This is a genomic window from Bacillus sp. EKM202B, assembly GCF_011066025.1.
In the GTDB taxonomy this organism is placed as follows: domain Bacteria; phylum Bacillota; class Bacilli; order Bacillales; family Bacillaceae_G; genus Bacillus_A; species Bacillus_A toyonensis.
In genome coordinates this window covers 1-22781 of the sequence record NZ_JAAMNK010000043.1, presented here as the reverse complement: position 1 = coordinate 22781, position 22781 = coordinate 1, and the positions used below count along the sequence as shown (strand labels likewise).

Annotated in this window: 22 protein-coding genes and 2 pseudogenes; 6 read left to right on the top strand and 18 right to left on the bottom strand. The window is 32.4% G+C overall.

Annotated elements, in window-relative coordinates; all coding sequences use genetic code 11:
• Positions 1 to 4 precede the first annotated feature (4 nt).
• The 3 genes from G9F74_RS27070 to G9F74_RS27060 are packed head-to-tail and all read right to left on the bottom strand — an operon-like array spanning position 5 to position 2185.
• Positions 5 to 442: a DUF441 family protein gene (locus tag G9F74_RS27070; protein WP_002128217.1), complete on the bottom strand. Its 438-nt coding sequence runs from the start codon at positions 440 to 442 to the stop codon at positions 5 to 7.
• A gap of 14 nt (positions 443 to 456) precedes the next feature.
• Positions 457 to 1350, bottom strand: a complete 894-nt coding sequence (locus tag G9F74_RS27065) for a HesA/MoeB/ThiF family protein (RefSeq protein ID WP_050551292.1) — start codon at positions 1348 to 1350, stop codon at positions 457 to 459.
• Positions 1337 to 2185 carry a HesA/MoeB/ThiF family protein gene (locus G9F74_RS27060; RefSeq protein WP_016107149.1) on the bottom strand — a complete coding sequence of 283 codons (849 nt, stop codon included), beginning with the start codon at positions 2183 to 2185 and terminating at the stop codon, positions 1337 to 1339. The genes G9F74_RS27065 and G9F74_RS27060 overlap by 14 nt, the downstream gene beginning before the upstream one ends.
• A gap of 172 nt (positions 2186 to 2357) precedes the next feature.
• On the opposite strand from G9F74_RS27060, the gene G9F74_RS27055 reads away from it, so the two are divergent.
• The 3 genes and pseudogenes from G9F74_RS27055 to G9F74_RS30710 all read left to right on the top strand — a co-directional run.
• A complete protein-coding gene (locus G9F74_RS27055) occupies positions 2358 to 2750 on the top strand; it encodes a phage integrase N-terminal SAM-like domain-containing protein (RefSeq protein ID WP_260408242.1) in 393 nt (130 codons plus the stop codon).
• Between the two features lie 90 nt (positions 2751 to 2840).
• Positions 2841 to 3248, top strand: coding sequence for a tyrosine-type recombinase/integrase (locus G9F74_RS27050; protein ID WP_131202445.1), 408 nt, complete (start codon positions 2841 to 2843; stop codon positions 3246 to 3248).
• 85 nt (positions 3249 to 3333) lie between these two features.
• Positions 3334 to 4266, top strand: a pseudogene (locus tag G9F74_RS30710) (DUF4158 domain-containing protein); the annotation flags it as partial.
• Positions 4267 to 4465: 199 nt separating this feature from the next.
• Here the strand turns inward: G9F74_RS30710 and G9F74_RS27040 are convergent.
• A complete protein-coding gene (locus G9F74_RS27040) occupies positions 4466 to 5368 on the bottom strand; it encodes a LysR family transcriptional regulator (RefSeq protein ID WP_016107145.1) in 903 nt (300 codons plus the stop codon).
• 204 nt (positions 5369 to 5572) lie between these two features.
• On the opposite strand from G9F74_RS27040, the gene G9F74_RS27035 reads away from it, so the two are divergent.
• Entirely contained in the window at positions 5573 to 6313 is a 741-nt protein-coding gene (locus tag G9F74_RS27035; RefSeq protein WP_016107144.1) for an acetoacetate decarboxylase, read from the top strand.
• 17 nt (positions 6314 to 6330) lie between these two features.
• Entirely contained in the window at positions 6331 to 7365 is a 1035-nt protein-coding gene (locus tag G9F74_RS27030) for a ketopantoate reductase family protein (protein ID WP_165406343.1), read from the top strand.
• A 266-nt stretch (positions 7366 to 7631) separates the two neighbouring features.
• Here G9F74_RS27030 and G9F74_RS27025 read toward each other — a convergent pair whose 3' ends face one another.
• The 8 genes from G9F74_RS27025 to G9F74_RS26990 form a co-directional block, all read right to left on the bottom strand.
• Positions 7632 to 8711, bottom strand: a complete 1080-nt coding sequence (locus G9F74_RS27025) for a Ger(x)C family spore germination protein (protein WP_016107142.1) — start codon at positions 8709 to 8711, stop codon at positions 7632 to 7634.
• 2 nt (positions 8712 to 8713) lie between these two features.
• Positions 8714 to 9796 (bottom strand): GerAB/ArcD/ProY family transporter, encoded by a 1083-nt coding sequence (locus G9F74_RS27020; RefSeq protein ID WP_016107141.1) that lies wholly within the window; start codon positions 9794 to 9796, stop codon positions 8714 to 8716.
• Between the two features lie 20 nt (positions 9797 to 9816).
• Positions 9817 to 11316 carry a spore germination protein gene (locus tag G9F74_RS27015; protein ID WP_016107140.1) on the bottom strand — a complete coding sequence of 500 codons (1500 nt, stop codon included), beginning with the start codon at positions 11314 to 11316 and terminating at the stop codon, positions 9817 to 9819.
• Positions 11317 to 11695: 379 nt separating this feature from the next.
• Entirely contained in the window at positions 11696 to 11890 is a 195-nt protein-coding gene (locus tag G9F74_RS27010) for a DUF2164 family protein (RefSeq protein ID WP_206776944.1), read from the bottom strand.
• A gap of 137 nt (positions 11891 to 12027) precedes the next feature.
• Positions 12028 to 14259 (bottom strand): N-acetylmuramoyl-L-alanine amidase family protein, encoded by a 2232-nt coding sequence (locus G9F74_RS27005; RefSeq protein ID WP_131202446.1) that lies wholly within the window; start codon positions 14257 to 14259, stop codon positions 12028 to 12030.
• A gap of 824 nt (positions 14260 to 15083) precedes the next feature.
• Complete coding sequence (locus G9F74_RS27000; protein WP_000402084.1) at positions 15084 to 15710, bottom strand: ABC transporter ATP-binding protein; 627 nt, start codon at positions 15708 to 15710, stop codon at positions 15084 to 15086.
• A 5-nt stretch (positions 15711 to 15715) separates the two neighbouring features.
• Positions 15716 to 17935 (bottom strand): DUF1430 domain-containing protein, encoded by a 2220-nt coding sequence (locus G9F74_RS26995; protein ID WP_165406342.1) that lies wholly within the window; start codon positions 17933 to 17935, stop codon positions 15716 to 15718.
• Positions 17936 to 18112: 177 nt separating this feature from the next.
• On the bottom strand, positions 18113 to 18400 hold the full coding sequence (locus G9F74_RS26990) for a lactococcin 972 family bacteriocin (protein ID WP_000768886.1): 288 nt from the start codon (positions 18398 to 18400) through the stop codon (positions 18113 to 18115).
• Positions 18401 to 19019: 619 nt separating this feature from the next.
• On the opposite strand from G9F74_RS26990, the gene G9F74_RS30270 reads away from it, so the two are divergent.
• A complete protein-coding gene (locus tag G9F74_RS30270) occupies positions 19020 to 19154 on the top strand; it encodes a hypothetical protein (protein WP_000653177.1) in 135 nt (44 codons plus the stop codon).
• A 206-nt stretch (positions 19155 to 19360) separates the two neighbouring features.
• Here G9F74_RS30270 and G9F74_RS26985 read toward each other — a convergent pair.
• The 6 genes and pseudogenes from G9F74_RS26985 to G9F74_RS26960 form a co-directional block, all read right to left on the bottom strand.
• Positions 19361 to 19426: pseudogene (locus tag G9F74_RS26985) on the bottom strand (IS6 family transposase); the annotation flags it as partial.
• 30 nt (positions 19427 to 19456) lie between these two features.
• The gene (locus G9F74_RS26980; protein WP_016107136.1) at positions 19457 to 19744 is read right to left on the bottom strand and encodes an ArsR/SmtB family transcription factor; all 288 of its coding nucleotides are present in this window, start codon (positions 19742 to 19744) and stop codon (positions 19457 to 19459) included.
• Positions 19745 to 19863: 119 nt separating this feature from the next.
• Positions 19864 to 20154 carry a hypothetical protein gene (locus tag G9F74_RS26975; RefSeq protein ID WP_000285048.1) on the bottom strand — a complete coding sequence of 97 codons (291 nt, stop codon included), beginning with the start codon at positions 20152 to 20154 and terminating at the stop codon, positions 19864 to 19866.
• A 138-nt stretch (positions 20155 to 20292) separates the two neighbouring features.
• Positions 20293 to 20604 (bottom strand): heavy metal-binding domain-containing protein, encoded by a 312-nt coding sequence (locus G9F74_RS26970; protein ID WP_000637486.1) that lies wholly within the window; start codon positions 20602 to 20604, stop codon positions 20293 to 20295.
• A gap of 262 nt (positions 20605 to 20866) precedes the next feature.
• A complete protein-coding gene (locus tag G9F74_RS26965; protein WP_000207761.1) occupies positions 20867 to 21562 on the bottom strand; it encodes a response regulator transcription factor in 696 nt (231 codons plus the stop codon).
• Between the two features lie 567 nt (positions 21563 to 22129).
• The gene (locus tag G9F74_RS26960; protein WP_016107134.1) at positions 22130 to 22411 is read right to left on the bottom strand and encodes a hypothetical protein; all 282 of its coding nucleotides are present in this window, start codon (positions 22409 to 22411) and stop codon (positions 22130 to 22132) included.
• Positions 22412 to 22781 lie beyond the last annotated feature (370 nt).

Here is a 22781-nt window from a genome sequence, read left to right as displayed (position 1 = left end):
CCTTTCATTTCATAGAAATGATGGCTATTATTCCAGCTGCAATAATTAACCCCGCCGGTAACCCCTTTGTAAACAATACAGCCATCAGAGTACCTATTAAAACACCTAATAATATAGTTGGGTTCATCGGTAGTACCCCTACTCCTTTTCCTCCTATAAACGACACTATAAACCCCGCTAAAATCGATCCCCACCCAATTGGAGAAGTAATTAACTTCATTATGTTATCACTCGAAATCTTCCCTGATGTGATGGGAACTAAAAGAAATAACATGAGAAAGAAAATACCAATCGGAAAAGCATATTGCTGAATAGCATGCAAGATAGTTTTTTGTCCCATAGCAAATAACACGCCTAATAAACTTGCTGCAATAGCTAGTGCATAATCTTTAACAATCAAAGCAAGTATAAAAACAATTCCTAGCAGTAGAAAAGAAACCATATATTTTACCTCTTCTATAAAGTTGTATAATCCCAACTGCCGTTTTCAGGTTCACATACCTGCACCATGTTTGGATGTGAAAGGTTAATCTGGATAAGGTTTGGACTGATAATAGGTTGTAAATCTTCTCGACTTACAATAAACTTAAATGCTTCAAAGCTTGCTAGAATCCCTATAATGTTTGCGACAGGAGATAGTACAGCCCATGGTCGATCTTTATTTACATAGCTATTCGCCCACTGTTCATCTGCACCATGTTTAATAGAATACAGAGCACGTCCATCTTTTAAACCATGAATTCTGTTTTGCATCTCAGGTGTTAGTTCTTGCTGATAAGATGGATATCCTAACGCAATTTCATAAGGTACAGATTCAGGGGTTAATGACATGACGCCACCTCTAAAGGGTGGTGTAACAGCAATCCAGATAGAAGGAATCTCTAAAGTTTGAGCCATACGGTGAATAATAACCCTTGCTACCAAATTATCAGTTGCATCTATAATAAGATCTGTATTTGCTAACAGATTTTTTGCGTTATCTTCTGTAACAAACTCTTGTGTTATTTTTACTTGTAGTAAAGGATTAATGTCTTTTAAGGTTTCTAGAGCCACAAGTGCCTTTGGTTTCCCTAACGTACTTATTGAACTAAGCATTTGTCGATTAATATTGCTCGCTTCGAAAACATCTTGATCAATTACATGAATCTTCCCTATACCCATTCTTGCCAATTGAATTAGCGTAATGCCCCCTACTCCTCCAGCACCAACTACAGTAACACGAGCATTTTTTAATTTTTTCTGTTCTTCTACAGAAATCACACCGATATTTCGTGTAAAACTTTCTTCATATATATTTTGTGTATTTAAATTTTCATTGAACAATTTCGCTTCCCCCTTATAATGTTGCATAATCCCAACCGTTTTCTGGTGCGTCTTTTATCTGGACAGGAGTAAGACTATCTACATCTATAACAATGCCTTTTGGCGCTCTAGCCAAAGGTTCACGACCTGTTAGCACTTGAATTGCTTCATGAAAGCTAAATAACGATAAAAGATGTGCTCGCATAGGAGTAATAATCCAGCCTACTTTCCCCTCACAAAAATCTTTTGCCCACTCTTCAGGCGCTCCCTTATCAACCGAATACCATGCTCTTTTTTTCTTAATATCAGTAATTTGCTGCCTTAACTTTGAATCTGTTAATCTGGATCCTACAACAGACACATTCAATGCCTCTTCATATGGAATCCCATTTGGAAAGAATGTAGAAACGAACCCTCTTGTTGGGGGACTCCCTGACATACCTACACTTGGTATTCCTAATTCTCTAGCTGTTCTATGTATAATGACCCTAGAAGGCATATCATCCACAGCTTCTACCACAATATCATGACCTTTCATTAATTCCACCGCATTGTCCTCATCTACTTTTGTTTGTATAAAGTTTGTTGAAATATAAGGATGTATATCTTTTACTACCTGTTCTGCAACTTTTGCTTTTGGTTTTCCCACCACACTAGAAAGCGCTAACATTTGTCTGTTTATATTAGATATTTCGAATTCATCTGGATCGACCCCTGTAATATGCCCAACCCCCATTCTAGAAAAGAGGATGGCTTCATAACCTCCTACTCCCCCTAATCCAAAGATAATTACTCTTTTATTCCTAAGACATTCTTGCTCCGCTCTTGAATAGACACCAATGTTCTTTTTTACCATTTCCCAATAGTAAGTATCCATATCCATTAAAAAACCTCCTGTGATGTAATCATTATAAAAAAGACTATCTATATAAAATAATCAATATGTATAACAATAAATTTAAAATATGTTAATTTTGTGAGTTATTTGTAAAAAAAATTAAAATTTTCAAGTTATTTATCTTTTGTTAACAGAACACATTTGAAGAAAGATAATAATGGATTTTAAAACCTGGTTAAAAAATGAAGGGAAACGAGAGCAAACCATTCAAGTATATGTTCGCTCAGTCCGTCAATTTATGGACTGGTTACAAATTTCACATGAACGAAATTGGAATCCTAATGAAATAAGTGCAAAAGTTATTCATGAATGGATTCATCATATGCAGACCATTGAAAAAGTGGCAAAGCCTACAATAAATAAAAGAATTACCTCATTAAAAGTATACTGGTCGTACCTTATTGAACAAAGGATTGCAATATATGATCCCACCAAAAAAATAAAGATAAAACGTATTTCTAGGTTAGAAGAAACTCCACGTTGGTTGAATGATATGGAACAAGTGAAATTACTTAACTTGATTCGACGAGAAAAAAATGAATGGAAGTGAAAAAGAAATATGGCCATGGTTCGTTTAATGTTACAAGCGGGCCTTCGAATTAGTGAGGTAGTAAATTTAGAAATATAGGATTATAGAAAAATTGGTAGTGTAGGAACTATTACAATTCGTGAAGGTAAAGGTGGTAAGCTTGATGTAGTAAAAGCAGTAAAAGATATTTGTCGCGCCCTCGATGAGTGGATTGAAGTTCGCGGACAATCTGTCGATAACACAACACTTTTTCTTTCCACCCATAAGAAAAAAATCACCAGACAAGCTATTCATAAACAAGTGAAACCACTTTTAGAACAAGTTTCACCAAAAGGCGGAATGACAACACACAGTCTTAGACATACATATTGTAAAAATCTTTTAGAAGTTAGTGGTGGTGATCTTGTGTTAGTTGCACAAATGGCCAGACATGAATCTATTGAAACAACACGTAGATATGTTACTCCATCTGCAGAAGAAGAATGGAATATACTACAAAAGCTTAGTGAAGAAAGATAAAAATCTCGTAGAGATTATACATTATATTTTTGGACAAATGTAAATTTGAAATTGGGAGTTCCTATAACTAGAAAGGAGTTATGGCATGCTTACTATACAAGAAACAGCTTATTCAAGGTTAAAAAGTAATCCTACACCCAAAGAACTAGATAGCTATTTTCTCCTTCATTAAAAGAATTAAATTGGACAAAAGCACATTCTCGTAATCCATCTTCTCAGTTGAACTTTTTAATTTTTGCTAAAAACTTTTCAGTGTTTAAACTATTTTGTTCCGATTACAGATGTTCCCCTTGTCATTATCAAGCATATTGCTAGAACATCTAATATTACTCTTTCTGGTAATGAAAAATGGGACTCTTATCATCGGACGGGAACCGGAAAACGTCAAATCACCATGATTCGGAACCACCGAAAAGCAAAAGTATTTGATAATTAAACTCGTCAAATTATGTTAACAGCAATGGAAAACGCAGTGTTAGAGAAAGATGCGAAAAGTGATATTGTGAATATTGCGATTGACGAATTAGTCAAACATAGTTATCAATTACCTGCATTTCAGACGTTAGTAAAATCTGTAGACCATATCCATAGTGTGGCTTATCGTACTTTATATAAACGAGTTGTAGATTCATTAAGCAATGAAGAAAAAGAAAAAACAGATACACTATTTCAACAGATTGATGGAGCTACTTATTCTGATTGGTATGCAATAAAACGAGACCCAGGCCGTTCTACACTAGAACAAATCAAGACATGGATTGCACGAAAAAATTGGATTAGTGACCGACAGCTGGGAAGTAATTTTTTTCAAAATCTACTTATCCCTCCTGCTAAATTAGATGGGGCCCGTATGAAATAACTTGAACAACATAAACGATATACAATAGCTATAGCTTTATTACATGTTCAATATGCCAAAACGATTGATGATATTGGAACAATGTATATCAAGCGTTTTGCCAAAGCTGAAAATAAAACAGAAGAAATTATTGCCGCAGGGCTTGAAAAGGCTGTTAAAGTAGCAAGAACATTCTAATTAATAAAATACGTATCACTCAATATGGCAGTACCAACACTTTTATAGCGGTGGTACTGTTATCTCGCTAACTAAGATCCCCACGACCTCCAGATGCTTTCAGTATCTGGAGGGTTTTTATTAACTTGATGGCTATGGCCTTGGTAAGGCTTTTTTTAACAACATCTAACACCAATATTAATTAATTGTGCTGATTAGATAAATTACTGAATAATTGCTCTGTAAATTGATTTATTAGCCCAGATACTTTTTCATTTTTTCTTGTTACCTTCCAAAGATAATAGGGAATCGTATTATATTTATCTATGGAGACAGTGATAATTTCATTTTTTTGCTCTGGGGGTAATGAATGAACAAGATAATCGGGACCAATTGTAATTGCATTTTCATGAATAATCATTCGAAAGATACCTTCTATGCTATTGGTTATTAATGATACTTTATTCCATAAATGCGTCGGTAAAATATCTTGAGTAATCTTTTTTAAGTAGGGATCATTATACAAAACAATCATTTCATCCTCTAATTCATCACCTGAGATACTCTGTTTAAAGCGCAAATGGGAATGTTTATTTATTACTAACAAGGTTTCACCTTTTACTAATGGTTCCCATGTTAAAACTTCTTCTTCTTTTTCCGTTTTAAAAGATACAAATCCTAAATCAGCATGGCCGTTTTGAACGTAATTTAGGACTAATCTAGAATCACCTTCAACTAACTGGATATTCACATGAGGAAAGTCTTTCCTAAATTTTATTGTAGTATCAATTATCTGTGAGATCATCCCTGGGATAGTAGCAATAATAATATTTTCTTGATTCTCACTTTGGAATAATGATATTTCATTCTTCATTTTATTAATCGTTTTCAAAACAGTAAGCGCATGTTGAATAACGATTTTCCCTTCAATGGTTGAATTGGTTCCTTTCCTTGAACGGGTAAAGAGTGTAACACCCAATTCATTCTCTAATTGTGCAATTGATTGGCTTATTGTTGGTACGGTCATACGGTTTTTTTTTGCTGCTTCAGTGAAAGAGCCTAACTCTCCTACATCAATTAAATATTGAAGCTGAATGATATTCATGTAAGACACATCCTTAAAAAAAAATTAAGTAAAAATAAATTTAATTAAATTTATTTTATCATAATTGTAAATTACAATACAGATATAGAAGCAAAGCATTCATATCGCTTTGTTACAAGATGTTTTATAAAGAAAATTTTTTATGAAAGATAGCTTATAAAATAATAAAAGCTCAAGATTATCATCATAGGGAGTGTAAAACGAATGAATATCAACAATGTGCCAAAACATTTAACTACACCATTGACTTCACCAGCATATCCAATGCCGCCATATAAATTTGTGAATCGGGAATATTTAAATATTATTTATAGAACTGACATGACAGCTTTACGTAAAGTTGTACCTGAGCCTTTAGAAATTACGGAACCTTTCGTTAAGTTTGAGGTGATGAAGATGCCTGATGTTTCTGGACTTGGTTCTTATACTGAAGCAGGACAAGTTATACCAGTAAGCTTTAATGGAGAAGAGGGTGATTATATACATTCCATGTATGTTGACAACTTCCCAGCGATTGCAAGTGGGCGTGAACTGTCCGCTTATCCAAAAAAATTAGGTAATCCAGAGTTGCTTATAGACTCGGATACTTTAGTTGGGACACTTGATTATGGTTCATTACGTGTTGCAACTGCAACAATGGGCTATAAACATATTCCATTAGATCATAAAGAAGCTCTAAAAGAAATATCCCGCCCAAATTTTATGGTTAAGATAGCAACGGGATATGAAGGACAATTAAAGGTTTGTGATTTGGTTCGTACTCAAATTACAGATATCACAATAAAGGAAGCTTGGACGGGACCTGCACGATTGCAACTATTTGAGCATGCACTTGCACCGATCGCAGATTTACCAGTCCTTGAAGTTGTTTCAGCTACACATATTTTGACTGATTTAACTTTAAATGCTGTACAGCCAGTTTATAATTTTCTGAATACGAAATAAAGAAAGGTGTGTTTAAGATGAGAGTTGCAGTTTTAGGAGCAGGTTCTTTAGGTACTATTATCGGGGCATTTATTGCAAAGGGCGGAGAAAACGTCGAATTAATTGATGTAAATCAGGCTCATGTCGACGCATTAAACAAATTTGGAGCGAAAATTGTAGGCACAACAGAATCTACTATACCAGTAAAAGCAGTTACACCAAAACAAATGTCAGGGACATATGATTTAGTCTTATTGCTTACGAAACAACTTTATAATCAATCCGTTATAAGCGAATTACTTCCTTTCCTAAATGAAACAAGCGTTGTTTGTTCGTTACAAAACGGAATTCCTGAGGGAAATATTGTTTCATTAGTTGGTAAAGAGCGAGTAGTGGGTGGCTCAGTGGAATTTGGCGCAACGTGGGTAGAACCAGGAGTTTCAAAACTTACTACAAACTTTGATACATTTAAGGAGCAGGCATTTGCAATCGGTGAACTTGATGGTTCAACGACTGAAAGAATTCAAAATATAAAATCTATATTAGATCATGTAGGTGGCACAGTTATATCGGATAACCTTGTTGGAATAAAGTGGTCAAAATTAATGGTCAACGTAGCTCTTAGTGGTATGTCAGCAGCCCTTGGGGGTACGTACGGTGATGTACTCGATAATGAGTTTGGTGTTATGAGTGCAGTTCATTTAGCGGATGAAACTATTAAGGTAGGTCACTCAAAAGGTATAAAATTTGCTCGTATGGGGGGCTTTGATATTTCATCTTTAGAAATAAAAAATGAATCTGATATTGCAGATAGAATGAATGCTTTTAGAACGATATTCAAACCACAAGCACTATTAAAAGCGAGTATGTTACAAGACCTTGAAAAGCAAAGAGAAACCGAAATAGACTATATTAATGGAATCGTTCCTAACCAAGCGAAGCATTCAAGGATTTTAACACCATACAATGATTTAGTAGTAAAACTTGTTAAACAAGCAGAAGAAACGAAAAATATTCCGAATTTCGGTTTAAATATTCAATCATTTAAACAGCTAATTGAAAATAATAATTAAAATTTTGTTATAAAAAGAAACTTATGCAAACAATAACCGATTCTCTATACGGTAGTTATGGAATCGGTTATTAGTTGTTTTCATTTTGGAGAACAATTAATTTCTTAAGTTGATGGATGTGTGGCGTTACCCCCTATATAGATATAAAAACTATTAACAAAGCATCTTAATGTTTATGAGATGCTTTGTTAATAGTTTCTCTTCTCCCTAATCTCCTGCGAGACCATATTTTTTTATTGAAATTTTCCATATCTTATTTGATTTATTTATTCTGTAACACCAGATTGAGTTACCTTTACATCAGCTGTTACACGAAAACGCAAATGTTTATAGGATTCTTCCCATTCTTGACTGTTCCATTTTCTTACGTGAGTTCTACCAAGCTTTCTAAGTCCTATAGGATCTGTGCCTTTTTTAATAAATCTCTTTATCAATGTAGTTGCTCTTTTTTCTATTTCTGTTTCCATAATTTTTTCTAATTGTTTTATTTCTTTAGGATTATCTAGATTTTTTGTTTTTGTAAATTCTTGAATTTCAGCTTTAACTTGAATATGAGCATTTACGAATGGATGCTTACTATTCCCCTCCATCTTATATTTTGTTCTAGCCTTTATATTCTCTATCGTGGCGTAAGTATTTGAAGAACCAGGTAGTTTGAATTGGTATGTACCTTGTTTAAAATTATCTGTCAACAATTTAAATACAAATAAATCTTTAGGTTTCACTTTATCAACCATTTTACATCTTTTAAAAAGTGCTATTCCATTTAACTCCAACACGTCATCTTTTTTAGATATCATCGGTAAATATGAATCTCTCGCATCATCATCAAGTTGGTTTAAAAACATAAAAAAATTTGTTTTTGGTTGCGTTCCATTGTCCATATTTTGCTCCAGTAAAGAGGATAGATAGGAAGCAATTTCTTTTTCTTTAGAATAGTTCCCCTTTAATAGTGACTCACCTTTTACATTTGTAATTGCTAAATAAATTGCATTTCCTACACTGGGATTTCGGTTCAAAGTCTCTAAAATTTCCAGCATTCCCTTTTCAATTATTTTTTCATTAAATATAATAACACGCAATTGACCTAACTCTAGAGGTCCAGAAGATTTTTCGGATGCTCTTGCAAGAACTTCTCTACCAGTCTGGCCTGATGCTGAATAGATTTTCGTTTCACCTTCCCCGCCTCCTTTATAAGCTGCAATCGCAAAGGTTCCTTTTAGCTTACCTTCTGCTTCAGTATCATATGCCGCAACTTGAACTAAATCAATGTCATCCACAATTTTCGTTTTAGCACAACCTATTAAGAAGACACTTAATATAAGGAAAAGTATCCATCGCTTCATGTTTATCTCCTTAACTTTATTTTGGCGGTTTGAATTAGCCATAGTACAGGTAGGTATACATATATATATACAAAGCCAATTTGACCTGTCCAAGTATTTAATAAGTTAATTTTATTACGGTTATTCAAGAAAAATGATAAAACAAAGATGAATACGATGATAACTGGCAAAACATATTTTTGCTTTATTCCCAGTGCCTCTTTTATACCACGACTTACTCCCCATAATGTAAAGGAAACATTAGGTAATATAAAAAAAGCCCAAACAGAAACAATAATGTATTCAAACCGCTCTATAAAGGGAAATTGTATAATTTTAATCATGCTTAAATATGCCCATATCGCGCTCGCAAGTTGTTTTTCACTAAAAAATGCAAGAGTTAAGATCATAAGGTATGTATAGACAATAGTCGTTACTAAATTTGCATAATGCGCATATTTTTGAGACGTTTTTGCCTTTCTAATAAATGGGTAGTACAACAATAACATTTCAAATCCAAAAAAACTAAACATATTTCCTTTCATTCCTTTCATAATTTCTAGGAATGAATGCTGTGCAATTGGAAATAAATTCCGAAAATCTGCATACTGCAAAGGATAAAAAAATGTGAAGATTAGAATGCTTGGGATAACGATTCCAAAGAAGCCGATTCCGGCAACTACACGAAATCCTCCAGTCACAATGTAATAACATAAGCCTAAAAAAGCCCCAGCTATAACCCAAGATGAAATTGAAGGAAACATCCAAACATGTACTACTTCGATATAAGTATGGAGTGTTGTTGCACCTAACAATACAATATAGGATAAAAAAATGAAGTTGGACAATCCACCAATCCATTTTCCAAGTACGTTTTGATTGATTGCAATGATGTCTCCATTACCCTGATTTAAAATCTGATATATGATCCAAATCATAAGATTAACAGATATTCCAAAAAGTAGCGTACTAATCCATGCATCATTTCCACCTAATTTTGCACTAATCCTTTCAAAGCCAAGCATACCAACCCCCATCTGTATAGTAATAATTAAAAAAAACACCATATATGGAGATACTTGATACTCAATTGGGATCTGTTTCATAATGTTCCTCCCTGTTAAATTCAATCATCAAAATCATTTCGTGATATGATTTTATTTTTCTCTACCTCTTCTGGATCAAAACGAAACCGCTGTTTAGATCTTGAAAAAATTGGACGTCGGAACATCGCTGAGATTGGCATACGTATAATGCTGTCTTTCCAATCTGTAGGGCGTGTAGGATAAAAAGGGAACAAATAAGGACGTCTTAATGATTCTGTACGTAATAAGCGTGCTAAAAGAAAAGAACTTGTTAAAACAATTCCTAATAACCCCAAGAGGTGTGCAGCTATTATAAAAGGAAAACGAATTACTCGAATTGTATTACCAATTCGATATATTGGTGCTGTAAATGAACTAAGAGCTGAAAGTGCAACAATGATAATAAGTACGTTACTTGTAAGACTTGCCTCCACCGATGCTTGTCCAATTACAATACCCCCTACTATACCGACCGTTAAACCCACTTTAGTTGGTAAACGTGTCCCCGCTTCTCTCAGTAATTCAATCGTTATTTCTAAAAAAAGTGCTTCAATTAGTGGAGGGAAAGGTACTTTACTTCTCGATATGATTAACGTTTCAAGAAGTTCTTTTGGAATAAGCTCATAATGATATGTTAAGATCGAAACATATAATGGAGTCGTTAAAACAGAAAACATAAAAGCAAAAAGCCTTAACAGTCGAAAAAATGAGGCAATAATCCAAGGCATGGTGTAATCTTCTGTCGTAGAAAAAAAGTCAATTAATGTTGTTGGAAGGGTGATAGCATAAGGTGAGCCATCTAAAAAAAGTGCAATTTTCCCTTCTGCCAATACAGCTGCTACACGGTCTGGACGTTCTGTATTCAAAAATTGAGGAAATATAGTATTAGGATTGTCTGCAATTAACTCAATCAAATACGTGCTATCCAAAACATGGTCTGTTTTTATTTGACTCACACGTTTTATAATTTCTTGTAGATTTTGATCATTTACAATTCCCTCAATATATACAATTGCAACGGTTGTGTTAGATAGAGAGCCTACTTTCAATTCCTTCATTTGTAAATAAGGTGTTGGAAGTTTTCTACGTACTAAATTTAAGTTTACATCTAAATCTTCAACAAACGCGATTTGTGGACCCACGATATTGTATTCATTTTCAGCTTTTGTAATATCTCTTTTTTCTTTCTTTGACACATTTATTAACAAGCCATTTAATTTATCTGTATCGAACTGAATAAATATATAGCCGTTTAAAATACTATCCTGAATATCTTTCATTTGATTTGTTACTTTTGAATTTTCAAAGGGTAAGACAGACTGAATATCTTGTAATGAATCGAAGCTCTTCTCTTTTATATAAGTTAAAACCTCTTCATGAAATATATTTATATCGATTAATGTTCTAAAATATGAAATGACTATAGAGGAATTGTTTGAAGCGATCTCCAATGTTATAAAATCTTTAGATTTTTTTAGTAATTGCATTAAATCCTGTAAAGATTTTATGGATTCATCAGGTATTTTTTCATATGGTTTCAATTGATAATACCCTTCCTTTCAGAAAGAAGTTACATATAGTTTTTAAGAAATTTCTATTTTCAAAAGCAGGCATATTGATATATAAATATACCCATGGAATTAGCAATAACCTCTTTGAAAATAACTTAACCAAAATTAGTAAAAAAATGTATCGAAAGTAAAAATTAGAAATAGTTATAAGCGAAAATATGATATAGATTAGATGACATCTCCACTCTGTGCTTTTACCAATTTCTCTTCGGGGTCCCCGCCAACTAAATGATATAAAACCTAAGCTAAGAAATTTTAAAAAAATTGAATAACTGATTTTCCTACGTTAAGGATTTATGAGATGACAAAAGCCACCTTTTTGTTCTACAAAAAAGGTGGCTCGGGTGTATCACTTCGATTTTATTGGAATTTGTAGCACGTAAATTTCTTCTTCAATAACATCCATCTGAGGACGTAATGTTTTACATGCATCTTCTACATCTTGATTATATACATGCGGTCCAATTTCTTTCATCATAAATTCCAATATATATTTAGCTTCAAGTGAAATTAAGTCTAGTTCGAATTTTTTATTCAGTCTCAAAGAATCGAATCGGGAACCAATAAGAAGGAGTATATCTGAAAAGATAAAAACGGATCATAACATGGAAAATATATTCAGTCCATGTCATGATCCATTTTTATACGTATAGGCTAAATTTTCAAACCATCATTATGTTATTACATTTTATGTCCCCATTGGTCAAAGTGATAATCTTTACCGTCGATTTTAAACCAACCGTCTGCATAAAGGGAACCATCTTCCCTAGCACAATACCAAAGGTATCCATATGCAAGAGGCCAAGGCCTATATCCACCACCAACTTGGAACCATCCTGTTTTAGCTGCCCCATTCTCATCGAAGTAATAATATTTATTATCGATAGTTTGCCAGCCCGTTTGTACTACTCCGTTATTGTCAAAGTGATATAGCTTACCATCAATTTTTTCAAACCCTGCTCGGTTAACTGATCCGTCTTCATGGAAATAATATCTTTTTCCATCAATATCTTCATGAGCATTGAACGTATAATTGCGACCATTTTTGAAGTAATATCTTTTACCGTCTATCATTTTCCAACCAGTATAGAAAGGTCCATCTTCTAAACTATAATATTCTACTATTTTCTCTCTTTTGTTGATACCTGTTTTAAAAATTGAACCGTCGTTATTAAATGTTAATGTTTTGTTGTCAAACGGAACATTAACAACGCTGTTTATAACTTCTCCCTTTAGATTAGAAACTCTCTCAAGCACACCTTTATCGGAAAAGTGAAGGATGGCATCTTGATCTTCAAGACGTATTTCCTTTTTATTTATATTGTAATTTTGGAAATAATAAATTTTACCATCTATATCTTTCAAGCCTTCTTTAACGAATGTACCAGAAGCATCGGAATAGTTCTCTCCTCTCCAGGTTGATCGTTGTAAAACACCGTCATCATTAAAGTGGTAGTACGTATTCTCAATCTGTGAATCACTTCCACCTCCAGTAACCATGTAGCCATAAGGCGATGAGAAATAATAAGTCTTCCCCTTAATTTCTTGCCAACCTGTCATGAGAACTCCATCAGCATCTGCAAAGGAATACGCATTATCTCGATTTACCCAACTGTTCTTTATCACGTTTCCAGAGGAATCTTTTGCACGATATTTAGTAGGGTCCTTTTCATCAGTTATAATTTCTATTTTGTCATACTTCTGTCTCTCATTTTCCTTACCCGGATACCACTCTATTAACCAATTGTTAATTTCATTGTTGCTTTTTGCAAAACGAAGTTCAGAACTGAAACTCCAATCAGAACCGAACTGTTGGACATAAGAATTCCCAGACAAACGTACGCCATTTTTATTTATTAAATGGAATTGAAATTGACCATTGGAAGAATTTCCTGTTTGAACGAGTTCGAATACTTCATCGTCACCAAGTGAATCAGAATATCGAAGATCTTTCTCTTCTTTTCCTGAAAGGTATTTTGAACCTGTTTTTACGATTACTTTATTCGTTCCTTTTTTATAAGGGATAAGTTGATAAGGGTTACCATGATTTAGGTTAGTGAATTCTATATCAATAGATGTCTCTAGAACGTTAGTACGCTCCGCCAATACATCAGATAATCGATCATAAAAATCTGCACGAGCTTTAGGGTCATTATTAACATAGTTGTCAAGGACATCTTTAGATACTGGCTTTGAAGTCAATGTTATCAATCGTTTTTGCTCATCTGATAATTTATTTGCTATCTGATCAAATAGGTAATCTGAATTTCTAGCAATCACCGTCCAATCGCCAAAGGAGTCACCGGAATATTTTTTGTAAAGTGGACCAAGAAACCTTGGGTTTTTACCAGATGCTTTTTCTACAAATGCATGTTGGCCTTGATTTATCACTACTCCGGTCTTTCCTTCGTCTAATTGTGCTTGTGTAATGTAAAGAAGATCGTGTTCTGAGATATTTGCTGCATTAGGGTTTAAATCTATAATTGCACCTGCTTCAGTAATTTTAAGCTGCTGCCCAGATTTTAGTTGATGAGTTTCAATTCTTCCATTTGGATAACGTACTTTAACTTGTTTAATAAAATTCAAATCACCTTTTGTATGATACATGGAAATATTAAATTCCCCAGATGTAAAACTAGGAGCCTGGTAAGTTTCATTTTCTGCATATACATCAATGTGAGTGCCTGGGTCTCGATCCCCTGGGCTTATTCCAAGTGCTTCATAAGTGTTTGCTACAGCACCTAATACAGTAATAGTTATATCTACTACAGCACCTATCCCTGCACTAGCCTTATTTTCTCCAACAGGAGCCATAGAAAAAAGAATACCTAATGCTGCTGTTGCAGGGATTACCTTCTTTCCAATTCCTACAGGGAGGATCTTTTTTACCTTTTTTGTTTCTTTTCCATTCATAACGTCATTCCTCATTTTTTATTTTTCTATTTATTAATCCGAATCTTACGTTCGGAAGGTTATCTTAATTTAAAAACCTTTCAAATCTCTTACGTAAATGTTACAAAAGTCTTTCATATGGTGATTTTATTGTTTATTTTCACTAATTCTCCATAATTGACTTTTAGCCAAATTAATATTCCTATAATCTATCCCTAGAAACCTGTATAAAATTAAATGGTTTAAGTACAGAAGAAATAGGCACATTACTTCTAATATGAATTAGAAACTGAAATCTGTTTTTTATTTGCTATCAAGCTAATATTTTGAAACATCCCCAAAACAAAAAAATTGTATATTTTTATCTGGAGATGCCAATTTTCTCGTTTTGGGGTATTTACTTTCTTAAGTTGATGGGCATGTGGTTTTAGGCTTATCACGAAATTGCGTTAATTAAAATAGTTGCACAAAAACTAAACCTTTCATACTCGGATTTAAAGGACATCTACTAGAAAAGGCTAAATCCTCATTTAAAATGAAGTTGGATACTGGAGAATAAAGATTCCATAAAAAAAGAATGCCCTTTTTGTTATTTAAAGGAGCATTCTTTTTTTTAGATAAGCGTACATTTCCTTTCAGCAAAGGTTTAAAGAATTTCTTGTTATGAGAGTTAGTTTTTGGATCTTTATATTTCTCATGTATGGCGAAAGCCCATTACAATAGAACTAAGTCAAATATGAAATACCCTTAGGCAGTTCTCATAGGTATAAGATCTATGGGGGATTTTTCATTACAGTTATTTTGAAATTTTTGCACCATAACCGTTAATACCTTATTTTCAAAATTTATAGTGTAACAACGTTAGTACATATTTTAGACACTTCAGGGTCATGAGTAACAATTAGAATTGTTTTTCCCTCATTATTTAATGACTTTAATATACTAAGCACCTGATCCCGATTCACTTCATCTAATGATCCAGTTGGCTCATCTGCTAGGATGATATCATTCTTTTTTAACATGAGCCTAGCTAATGCTATTCTTTGTTGTTCTCCACCACTAAGTTGATAAATTTTACTGTTTAATTTGTCTAGTAGCCCAACTTTTTCTAGAACTTCTTTTTTCTTGTCATCTTTATTAGGTAACTTAACATATTCTAGTGCTACATCTAAATTTTTGCTCACAGTCTCATTATCAATTAATGCATAATTTTGAAAGAGATAGCCTATTGTATATCTAAAAAGCTCGATTTGTTTTTTCTCGCTCTTCCAAGCGTTTTCTATTCCTTGTATGATTACATCTCCAGAATCTGGTTCTTCTAAAAGACCTACTATATTTAATAGCGTTGATTTTCCGGTTCCACTTTGACCCGTAATTGCCATCATTTCTCCTTTATTTACAACCAAATTAAAATTATCAAGCACTTGTTTATTTTCATATTTCTTAGATATATTTTTTAGCTCAATTTCCACTTGAACTACGCTCCTTTTAATACGTCCTTATTTTTCTTCTTTTCTACAAATCGAATGATGAAATAAACAATTAATAATTCAACTAACCAATAAGCTGGAATTATAAGTGAAATAATTGTATAAGTTGCTAATTTAAATGTTAATGCACCTAAATAAATTATTAACCAAAAAAGGCTTAAGAGAAAACCGATTTTACTGTGTCGCTTATAAAAATCAAAGCCATTGATTCTTTGAACGGCATGAATAAATTTATTTCTTTCTAAATAATTTAAAATTGTAAAACAAGTAATAATAATCTCTATGCTAAGTAATAATGTTACAAAAAGAAGCGTAAATTGAAGTTCGCTTTTTAATTTAAAGAGATAATCATCTACAATACTATATAATGACGGCGATGTAAGAATGATATCTTGAAGACCTGAGATTTTAATGTCTTCTTTTAATTCTTTATAAGGCTGACTTGGATTATCTACTTTTGGGAAAAAATAACGCCCAGTTAAATAACTTAAATAGCTGTCTCCACCCATATTTTCTGAGTTAACAACAATCAATATAGCATCCTTGCTATAATTTTGGTTTTTAACCTCTAGCATAGGATTATACAAAAAATGTTTTTGGTTATCTTGGATATAGGTAAGTTTAATTTCAACCTGTTTATGTGGTTCAATTTTTTCTCCTATGCTTTCCTTATGTTTATCTTCATCAATAAACCTTGTGAATTGATACCATTCTTTATACATTTTTAAAATATCAGCTTCGTTGTTGCGATATTTATTGGGAACTAATATAACTAAATAATCACCATAATCAGCATCGATATTGATTTTTTTACCATTAAAATCATAAACTGGATTATCATGTAAATAATTAGAATTCACTTGAAGGGTGTTACCGCCGTGAGGATCATACTCTTTAACATCTCCTATAGTATTGTTTAAAGAATTGTTATACTCTAACTGTTTTTTGTACGTGATACCATCTGATGGTTTTATAAGCAAAGCCCCTTTTTGGTTAGTTATTCCAAATAGTTTCTTGCTTTTAATTCCAGTTTCATATTCCCAGTTTGTATGGTCACCTATAATATTACTTTGATATTCATAAAAACTATAATTTTTTGTTGTATCCCATTTTTCCTGGTTAGAGTTTTGTACAGATAGATCTTGATAATAATTTATAAGATTAAAAGAGAAGATAATTAGAAAAATCGAAAAGATAAACTTTGAACTATAATTTAAAAATTGAACTAGTTTTAATGGTTTTTTATTTTTTAATAGTTCCAGAATTTTTATATGATATATCATTAAAGAAGGAAGTAGGCTAACTAGAATAGAAATACCTGAAAAAATTAATTGCCACACAATCCATGTACTACCAAAATCTAAGAATTTACTCATCCCATTATAAAAAAACAAGTATATTACTTGTCCTATAGTAACTACCATTAAGGATAACGTATGAATTTGAATACTTTCTTTTAATAGATGCTTAAAAATTAGTTCTCTATCCGTATATCCAAACAGTTTTCTAATTGCCAAACTTTTATAATTTAATAATATATAATATAAGAAACTCAGGAAGATGAGTAACAGAACTATAGTAAGAACTATAATAAAGTACTTATCAACTCCCTGATTTTCTAGGATGTTCATAGTACCTGCTCGTTCTGACTCTTCTGTTTTGAACCCGATTTTGGTATTTAATTTCTCTTTTACCTTTTGAACAACGTTTGGATTGTTACTATCAACAAAATAAGCGCCTCTCAAGTTTTCATCTTTTGCCGCTTCTATAGGTTTAATTTCTACCATAAGTTCAGGTGAAAATATGTTTATCTTTCCAACCTGCTCTTTATCTTTCGTATCTCTTGATGACAAATAACTTGCTACGGAATGATCTTGATTGAATATCTTTCCCCATTCTAGTGGATATTTTTGTTTGAATTGTGTTTCATCCCCTATAGCTGCATAGATAATTACTTTTTGTTTTTTTGAAGTTTTAATCGGTTTATATGATAATTTATAGATGTTGATTTTTTCCTTTTTGGATAATTCCTCAATCTTTCTCAGTTTATCTTCCGGACGTTCATCTTTATTCAATTCAACCACTTGAATTCCATTTCTATCAGAAAAATTAATATTTACCATTTCTTTTTTTTCAAAGTGCTTAGTAAATACAAATGAAGATACAGCATAGGCTACAAGTACTAATGTAATTAATATTTTTTTCATACCAGTCTCCATTTTCCGTATTCTATTTTCATTTAAAATTCAAATGAAGATAGAATACTCTTTGTCTTCAAATATTAACAAAAATAATTTACTTATCTATATGTATTTAAGTGCCATAAAATAGAATCCTAGAACATGCAGGTAATAACCCACGAGTTCTAGGATTTTTCTTACTTTTTATTTAACAGACCAATAAGATTCATCTACACCAGCTGTATCAGGTGCACTTGCATATGAAGTGTAACCTGGGTTCGTCCATGGAGAACTATAATAATATTGTCCGATTACTGAAGATTTGTGAACTTTGCTTCCGTGGTAATAATTTGACCAAACTGAACCACCACCGGTTCCATAATTCCATGTTCCCCCCCCTACATTTTGTGTTGCAGCAAATGCTGCTGTTGCTCCTGAACCAAGTATTGCAGCACTTAATACTAATGAACTTACAGTTTTTTTCAATTTCAATGTTTTTCCCCCTTTAACATCTAATTAATTTATTTAGATATTGCAGACTGACTACCTTTTTATTTTTAAACAACCGCATTAAAAAATAAATATATAGAACAGAATACAATAAACTAACAAATAGGAAGTAAATAAGGTAAGGATACTCAAATGAAAAAATAATTCAATTAAAAATAGGGTGGGTAATATTAACTTCAAATCGTTTTTTTAAATATTATCACAGTTTTTTTCAAGAAAGACATATTCAAAATTTTTTAAATAAAATTCTCAATTTTCAGTAATTATTCGATATACAAATAGTGACACTTAAAAAGAAATTTTTCAATCAAGTAAATATTTACAAATATAGAGGGGAGTAATTGAAAATGTCTATTTTTTGTTACCATGGAATCGTATGGTATGCGATCTAAAAAAAAATTTGTGGTAAGTGTGAGAAATCACTTTGTTTAATACGTTATATAAGGTATAAGAAATTGTCTATCCATTATTAACGTTACATATTACAAATGAAATATTTCTATAATATATAAATAATAAATTTTTACTAAATATGCCTTAGATTCACTTTCTTAATTGCATAAAAAATCAAAATAAGAAAGAATTTAGGATGTGGGATAGTATGAAAGATATTTATGAACTATTACAAGAGATCCATATAAACCTAACTGAATTTGAAGAAATAAAATGTAGTGAGGTAGAAAAAGAGAAAGTAAAAGGTTTTGTAAAAGAGTTAATTAAAAAGAAGGAAGACTGAAAATGTTTATAACGCAAGTATCAATCTAAAGAATGAAGCGATAAGGCTTCTAACCGCAAGGACTGTGGAGATATCCTAACTCTTTACTTAGGAATCCCCCTCTTCTAAAAGAAGTAAAAGTGGGGGTAGTTCAATCATAAGGAGTCATTGACGTATTTGAAACATGAAAATTAATTGTATTAACTTTAAATAACAGCACGGTATTAGTACATCCATTGACCTTTAATTTTTACATACGTCTCATCAATCCGCTCAGAATCCTTGATTGACTTAGGGGGTTCTGGAACAAAGATTATTATTTTCTACTTACAATTAGTAGATTTGTAATCTAGTAGTATTTCAACAATGGAATTAATAGTTTTGTTTTGGGCACTATAGTAAACCTCTAATCCTTTTCTATCATTTCTAATTAATTTTTGAGATTTCATCTTTGCTAAATGCTGTGAAACAGTAGATTGTGGGATACCCAGTATACCTACAATTTGTGTTACATTACATGCCCCTCTTATAATTAATTGTTTCAAAATTTCAATTCTTACTGGATGAGCTAATGCCTTAAAAACTTCTGCGTCTTTTTCATAATTTAACAAACTAAACATCTCCTTTTGAATCGATATATATTTATAATATTAATAATTTATTCTGCATCATCTTTTTGATTTAATTAGTTTTTTATTTTTCAACATACCCTGGTATGCTTGAGACACTCTTATTCTCTTTTTTTTACTTCCTTTAATTCATCTGAAAATGTTGCATTTGGCTTTTTCATATAATACATAATTCTAAAATCATATTTGATGGTTTCTAACCATATGCTTGTACTTAGGTATCTTGTCTTAACCAAATCAGCGATTTCTAGTAGCAGAAATTGACCTTTACCAAGGAATTGATTCCCTTCATGTACTTTCGCAAGAATCTTTTTTGGGCTAGGCCAGAAATTCCAATAGTTAATAGCGATTGTGTAAATCCTAAACCTAATGTATCGACTTGTTTGATACATATTAACTATTCACCAGAACCACATGTAACTAATTTTTTTTAAAGAATATTTTTCTATAAAAAACTGCAACTTTACTTGTTAGTTATGTCTAACAAGTAGAGTTGCAGTTCACCAATTAGGTTATAGTTTACTTGCTATTTAGACACGTACAGCTGTACCGCTTACTGCAACCATTAGCATTCCATCACGAACAACTTCGTAGTCTACATCGATACCAACAATTGCATTTGCTCCTTTTTGCGTTGCAAGTTGTTTCATTTCTTCCATGGCAATGTCACGAGCTTCTTTTAATTTACTTTCATAAGCACCAGAACGGCCACCTACAACGTCACGAACAGAAGCGAAGATGTCGCGTACGATATTTGCACCCATAATTGCTTCACCGTTTACGATGTCTATATACTCAATAATTTCTTTACCCTGAATAGTATTAGTTGTTGTTACGATCATTATTAACACACTCCTATAATTTTTAAAAAGTTATTGTTGATTGCTATAATCCTATTATTAAATTTAAAAGCTAAATTAACTATCTAATAACGTTACATAAAGATGACAGTTCTGTAAGGGTGAAAGAAAACAAACTATCCACAAAAAACTTGTTTTCTTAACACTAATATTAAAATGCTTTCAATAGTAAAAATAGTTTTTGTAAGTTTTGTAAATACTTTTGTAATTAAAAAATGTATAAGCGAATCGATTTCCTGCCAAATTAGTTGCAATGTTTGTTTTCGTTCCATCTATATCCTTTTCCTCGTACCGTAAGGAGAAACTCAGGATTAGAAGGACTAGTTTCGATTTTCTGACGAAGACGATTGATATTCACATCGATGACTTTTGTATTACCTACACAATTTATGCCCCATATTTTATTTAAGAGTTCATTACGTGAAATTGGTTTCATGGAATTTTCCATTAAATATCGTAAAATAATATGCTCTGTTGGAGTTAAATCAATTACTATCTCATTCCTATATAATTCTCCTAGCAGAAGATTTAATTGAAATGGCCCCGAATGAATCAATTCCAAATCCTTTTTATTTTTTTGAATTCTTCTTAGCAATGATTGTACACGTGCTACTAATTCAATTATACTAAATGGCTTTTTAATATAATCATCTGCCCCAATTGTCAAACCGTGTACCTGATCTTTCTCTTGAACAAGTGCCGTTAATATAATAATACCTATATCTTCATTGTTTTTTCGTATGCTTTTGCATACCCGAAATCCATCTATTCCTGGTAACATAACATCAAGTATTACAATATCAACATTATTCTGTTCTAAAAGCTCAAGAGCTTTTTCACCTGTATCGGTTTCTAAAACATTGAAACCAGCACGCTTCATATTCAATGTAATAAAACTACGGATGGTTATATCATTTTCTAATACTAAAATTGTTGTCATAATCACCGCTCCTTTACTCTTGTTGATAAACGGCTATTGGTTTGATATAAGTTCTAAGATTCTGGTAGTTTATTTTCTAAAAATTGTATATACATGAGCTCTTTTTTATATGTATCAACTCCTAGGAGTCACTATATATGTCCATCAACTTAAAAATCTAGTAAAAAAACGGTCATCCTTTCTATTTAGTCTTTTAGAAAGAATAACGTGGAGCTAGTAAAGATTCTTAAGTTGGTGGACATGGAGTGGTATCCCTAGTTTATTCGCCTTATATTAATTAGGTGATAGGACTATTTCGTCCTTAATCTCATGCTCCTGTCAACTCTAGCACCACATAATTTATTACGTGAAAACGAAATGTTTTTCATCGTTTGCTCTTAAATTCTCACGTTTTTATATACACCTAAAAACGCTTTGACTAGATAATCCAAGTTCTCTTCTGATTCACCTAAATAAAGTTGAGCCTCTTGAAACTCCCCAATTGATTAGCTGATTAATGATGCACCGTTTTTTTCTTTCTACATGATAGATGTGCTGTTCTAGTTTTTTTGGACCTTTTGCATGCTTTCAAGAAATCAATTCTTGTGTTGCCATTTCTACAAACTGAATATCAGACTCTACAAGGTATTGAATATATGCCGTTTTCGCCTTCATATATTCATCTTCATTTTTCCATCTGTGATGGCTGCCGTCGTAAAGTATAAAAAAGGAGTCGCTTTTCAACGGACTTATCAATTTATTCATTTCATTATTCAGATTAAATATTTCTTTTGCTTTTTTATGTGCCTGTAACACTTTGTCTTTCGAACATCCGCCTACAAGCAAATAATGTGGAGTGATTAAACTCATTTTGTTATTTCCCCCCTCTATTGCCCTCATATACGATCCAGAAAGGATAGGAACAAAGGGCACGCATTGAATCTTTACGAGCTAACATGATTTAAAAAGCATGAAAGGAAGGATAATCTCAAATGGCTAGTGATATATTCTAAAAAGCTGTCCTTCTTCTCACTTTGTACAACAAACACCTTAAGTTCGGATAAATAAGCCTGTTCTTTATCGTTTTCCGACAGAAGACTCCTTCCTCAAAAATGTGAAGGTGTGAAACACCAACTTTAGGTGGGAGATGAATGTCGGTTGGCATAGGCCAACATGTTTGCTATCATTTACTTGTACAGATTGCTCTTTGAAAACTGAAGATATGAGGTTGGTTGCAGAA

Excerpts from the sequence above, each read along its gene's own strand:
- G9F74_RS27070 (WP_002128217.1), bottom strand. The coding sequence starts at position 442 with ATGGTTTCTTTTCTACTGCTAGGAATTGTTTTTATACTTGCTTTGATT.
- G9F74_RS27065 (WP_050551292.1), bottom strand. The coding sequence starts at position 1,350 with ATGCAACATTATAAGGGGGAAGCGAAATTGTTCAATGAAAATTTAAAT.
- G9F74_RS27060 (WP_016107149.1), bottom strand. The coding sequence starts at position 2,185 with ATGGATATGGATACTTACTATTGGGAAATGGTAAAAAAGAACATTGGT.
- G9F74_RS27055 (WP_260408242.1), top strand. The coding sequence starts at position 2,358 with ATGGATTTTAAAACCTGGTTAAAAAATGAAGGGAAACGAGAGCAAACC.
- G9F74_RS27040 (WP_016107145.1), bottom strand. The coding sequence starts at position 5,368 with ATGAATATCATTCAGCTTCAATATTTAATTGATGTAGGAGAGTTAGGC.
- G9F74_RS27035 (WP_016107144.1), top strand. The coding sequence starts at position 5,573 with ATGAATATCAACAATGTGCCAAAACATTTAACTACACCATTGACTTCA.
- G9F74_RS27030 (WP_165406343.1), top strand. The coding sequence starts at position 6,331 with ATGAGAGTTGCAGTTTTAGGAGCAGGTTCTTTAGGTACTATTATCGGG.
- G9F74_RS27025 (WP_016107142.1), bottom strand. The coding sequence starts at position 8,711 with ATGAAGCGATGGATACTTTTCCTTATATTAAGTGTCTTCTTAATAGGT.
- G9F74_RS27020 (WP_016107141.1), bottom strand. The coding sequence starts at position 9,796 with ATGAAACAGATCCCAATTGAGTATCAAGTATCTCCATATATGGTGTTT.
- G9F74_RS27005 (WP_131202446.1), bottom strand. The coding sequence starts at position 14,259 with ATGAATGGAAAAGAAACAAAAAAGGTAAAAAAGATCCTCCCTGTAGGA.
- G9F74_RS26995 (WP_165406342.1), bottom strand. The coding sequence starts at position 17,935 with ATGAAAAAAATATTAATTACATTAGTACTTGTAGCCTATGCTGTATCT.
- G9F74_RS30270 (WP_000653177.1), top strand. The coding sequence starts at position 19,020 with ATGAAAGATATTTATGAACTATTACAAGAGATCCATATAAACCTAACT.
- G9F74_RS26975 (WP_000285048.1), bottom strand. The coding sequence starts at position 20,154 with ATGTATCAAACAAGTCGATACATTAGGTTTAGGATTTACACAATCGCT.
- G9F74_RS26970 (WP_000637486.1), bottom strand. The coding sequence starts at position 20,604 with ATGATCGTAACAACAACTAATACTATTCAGGGTAAAGAAATTATTGAG.
- G9F74_RS26965 (WP_000207761.1), bottom strand. The coding sequence starts at position 21,562 with ATGACAACAATTTTAGTATTAGAAAATGATATAACCATCCGTAGTTTT.
- G9F74_RS26960 (WP_016107134.1), bottom strand. The coding sequence starts at position 22,411 with ATGAGTTTAATCACTCCACATTATTTGCTTGTAGGCGGATGTTCGAAA.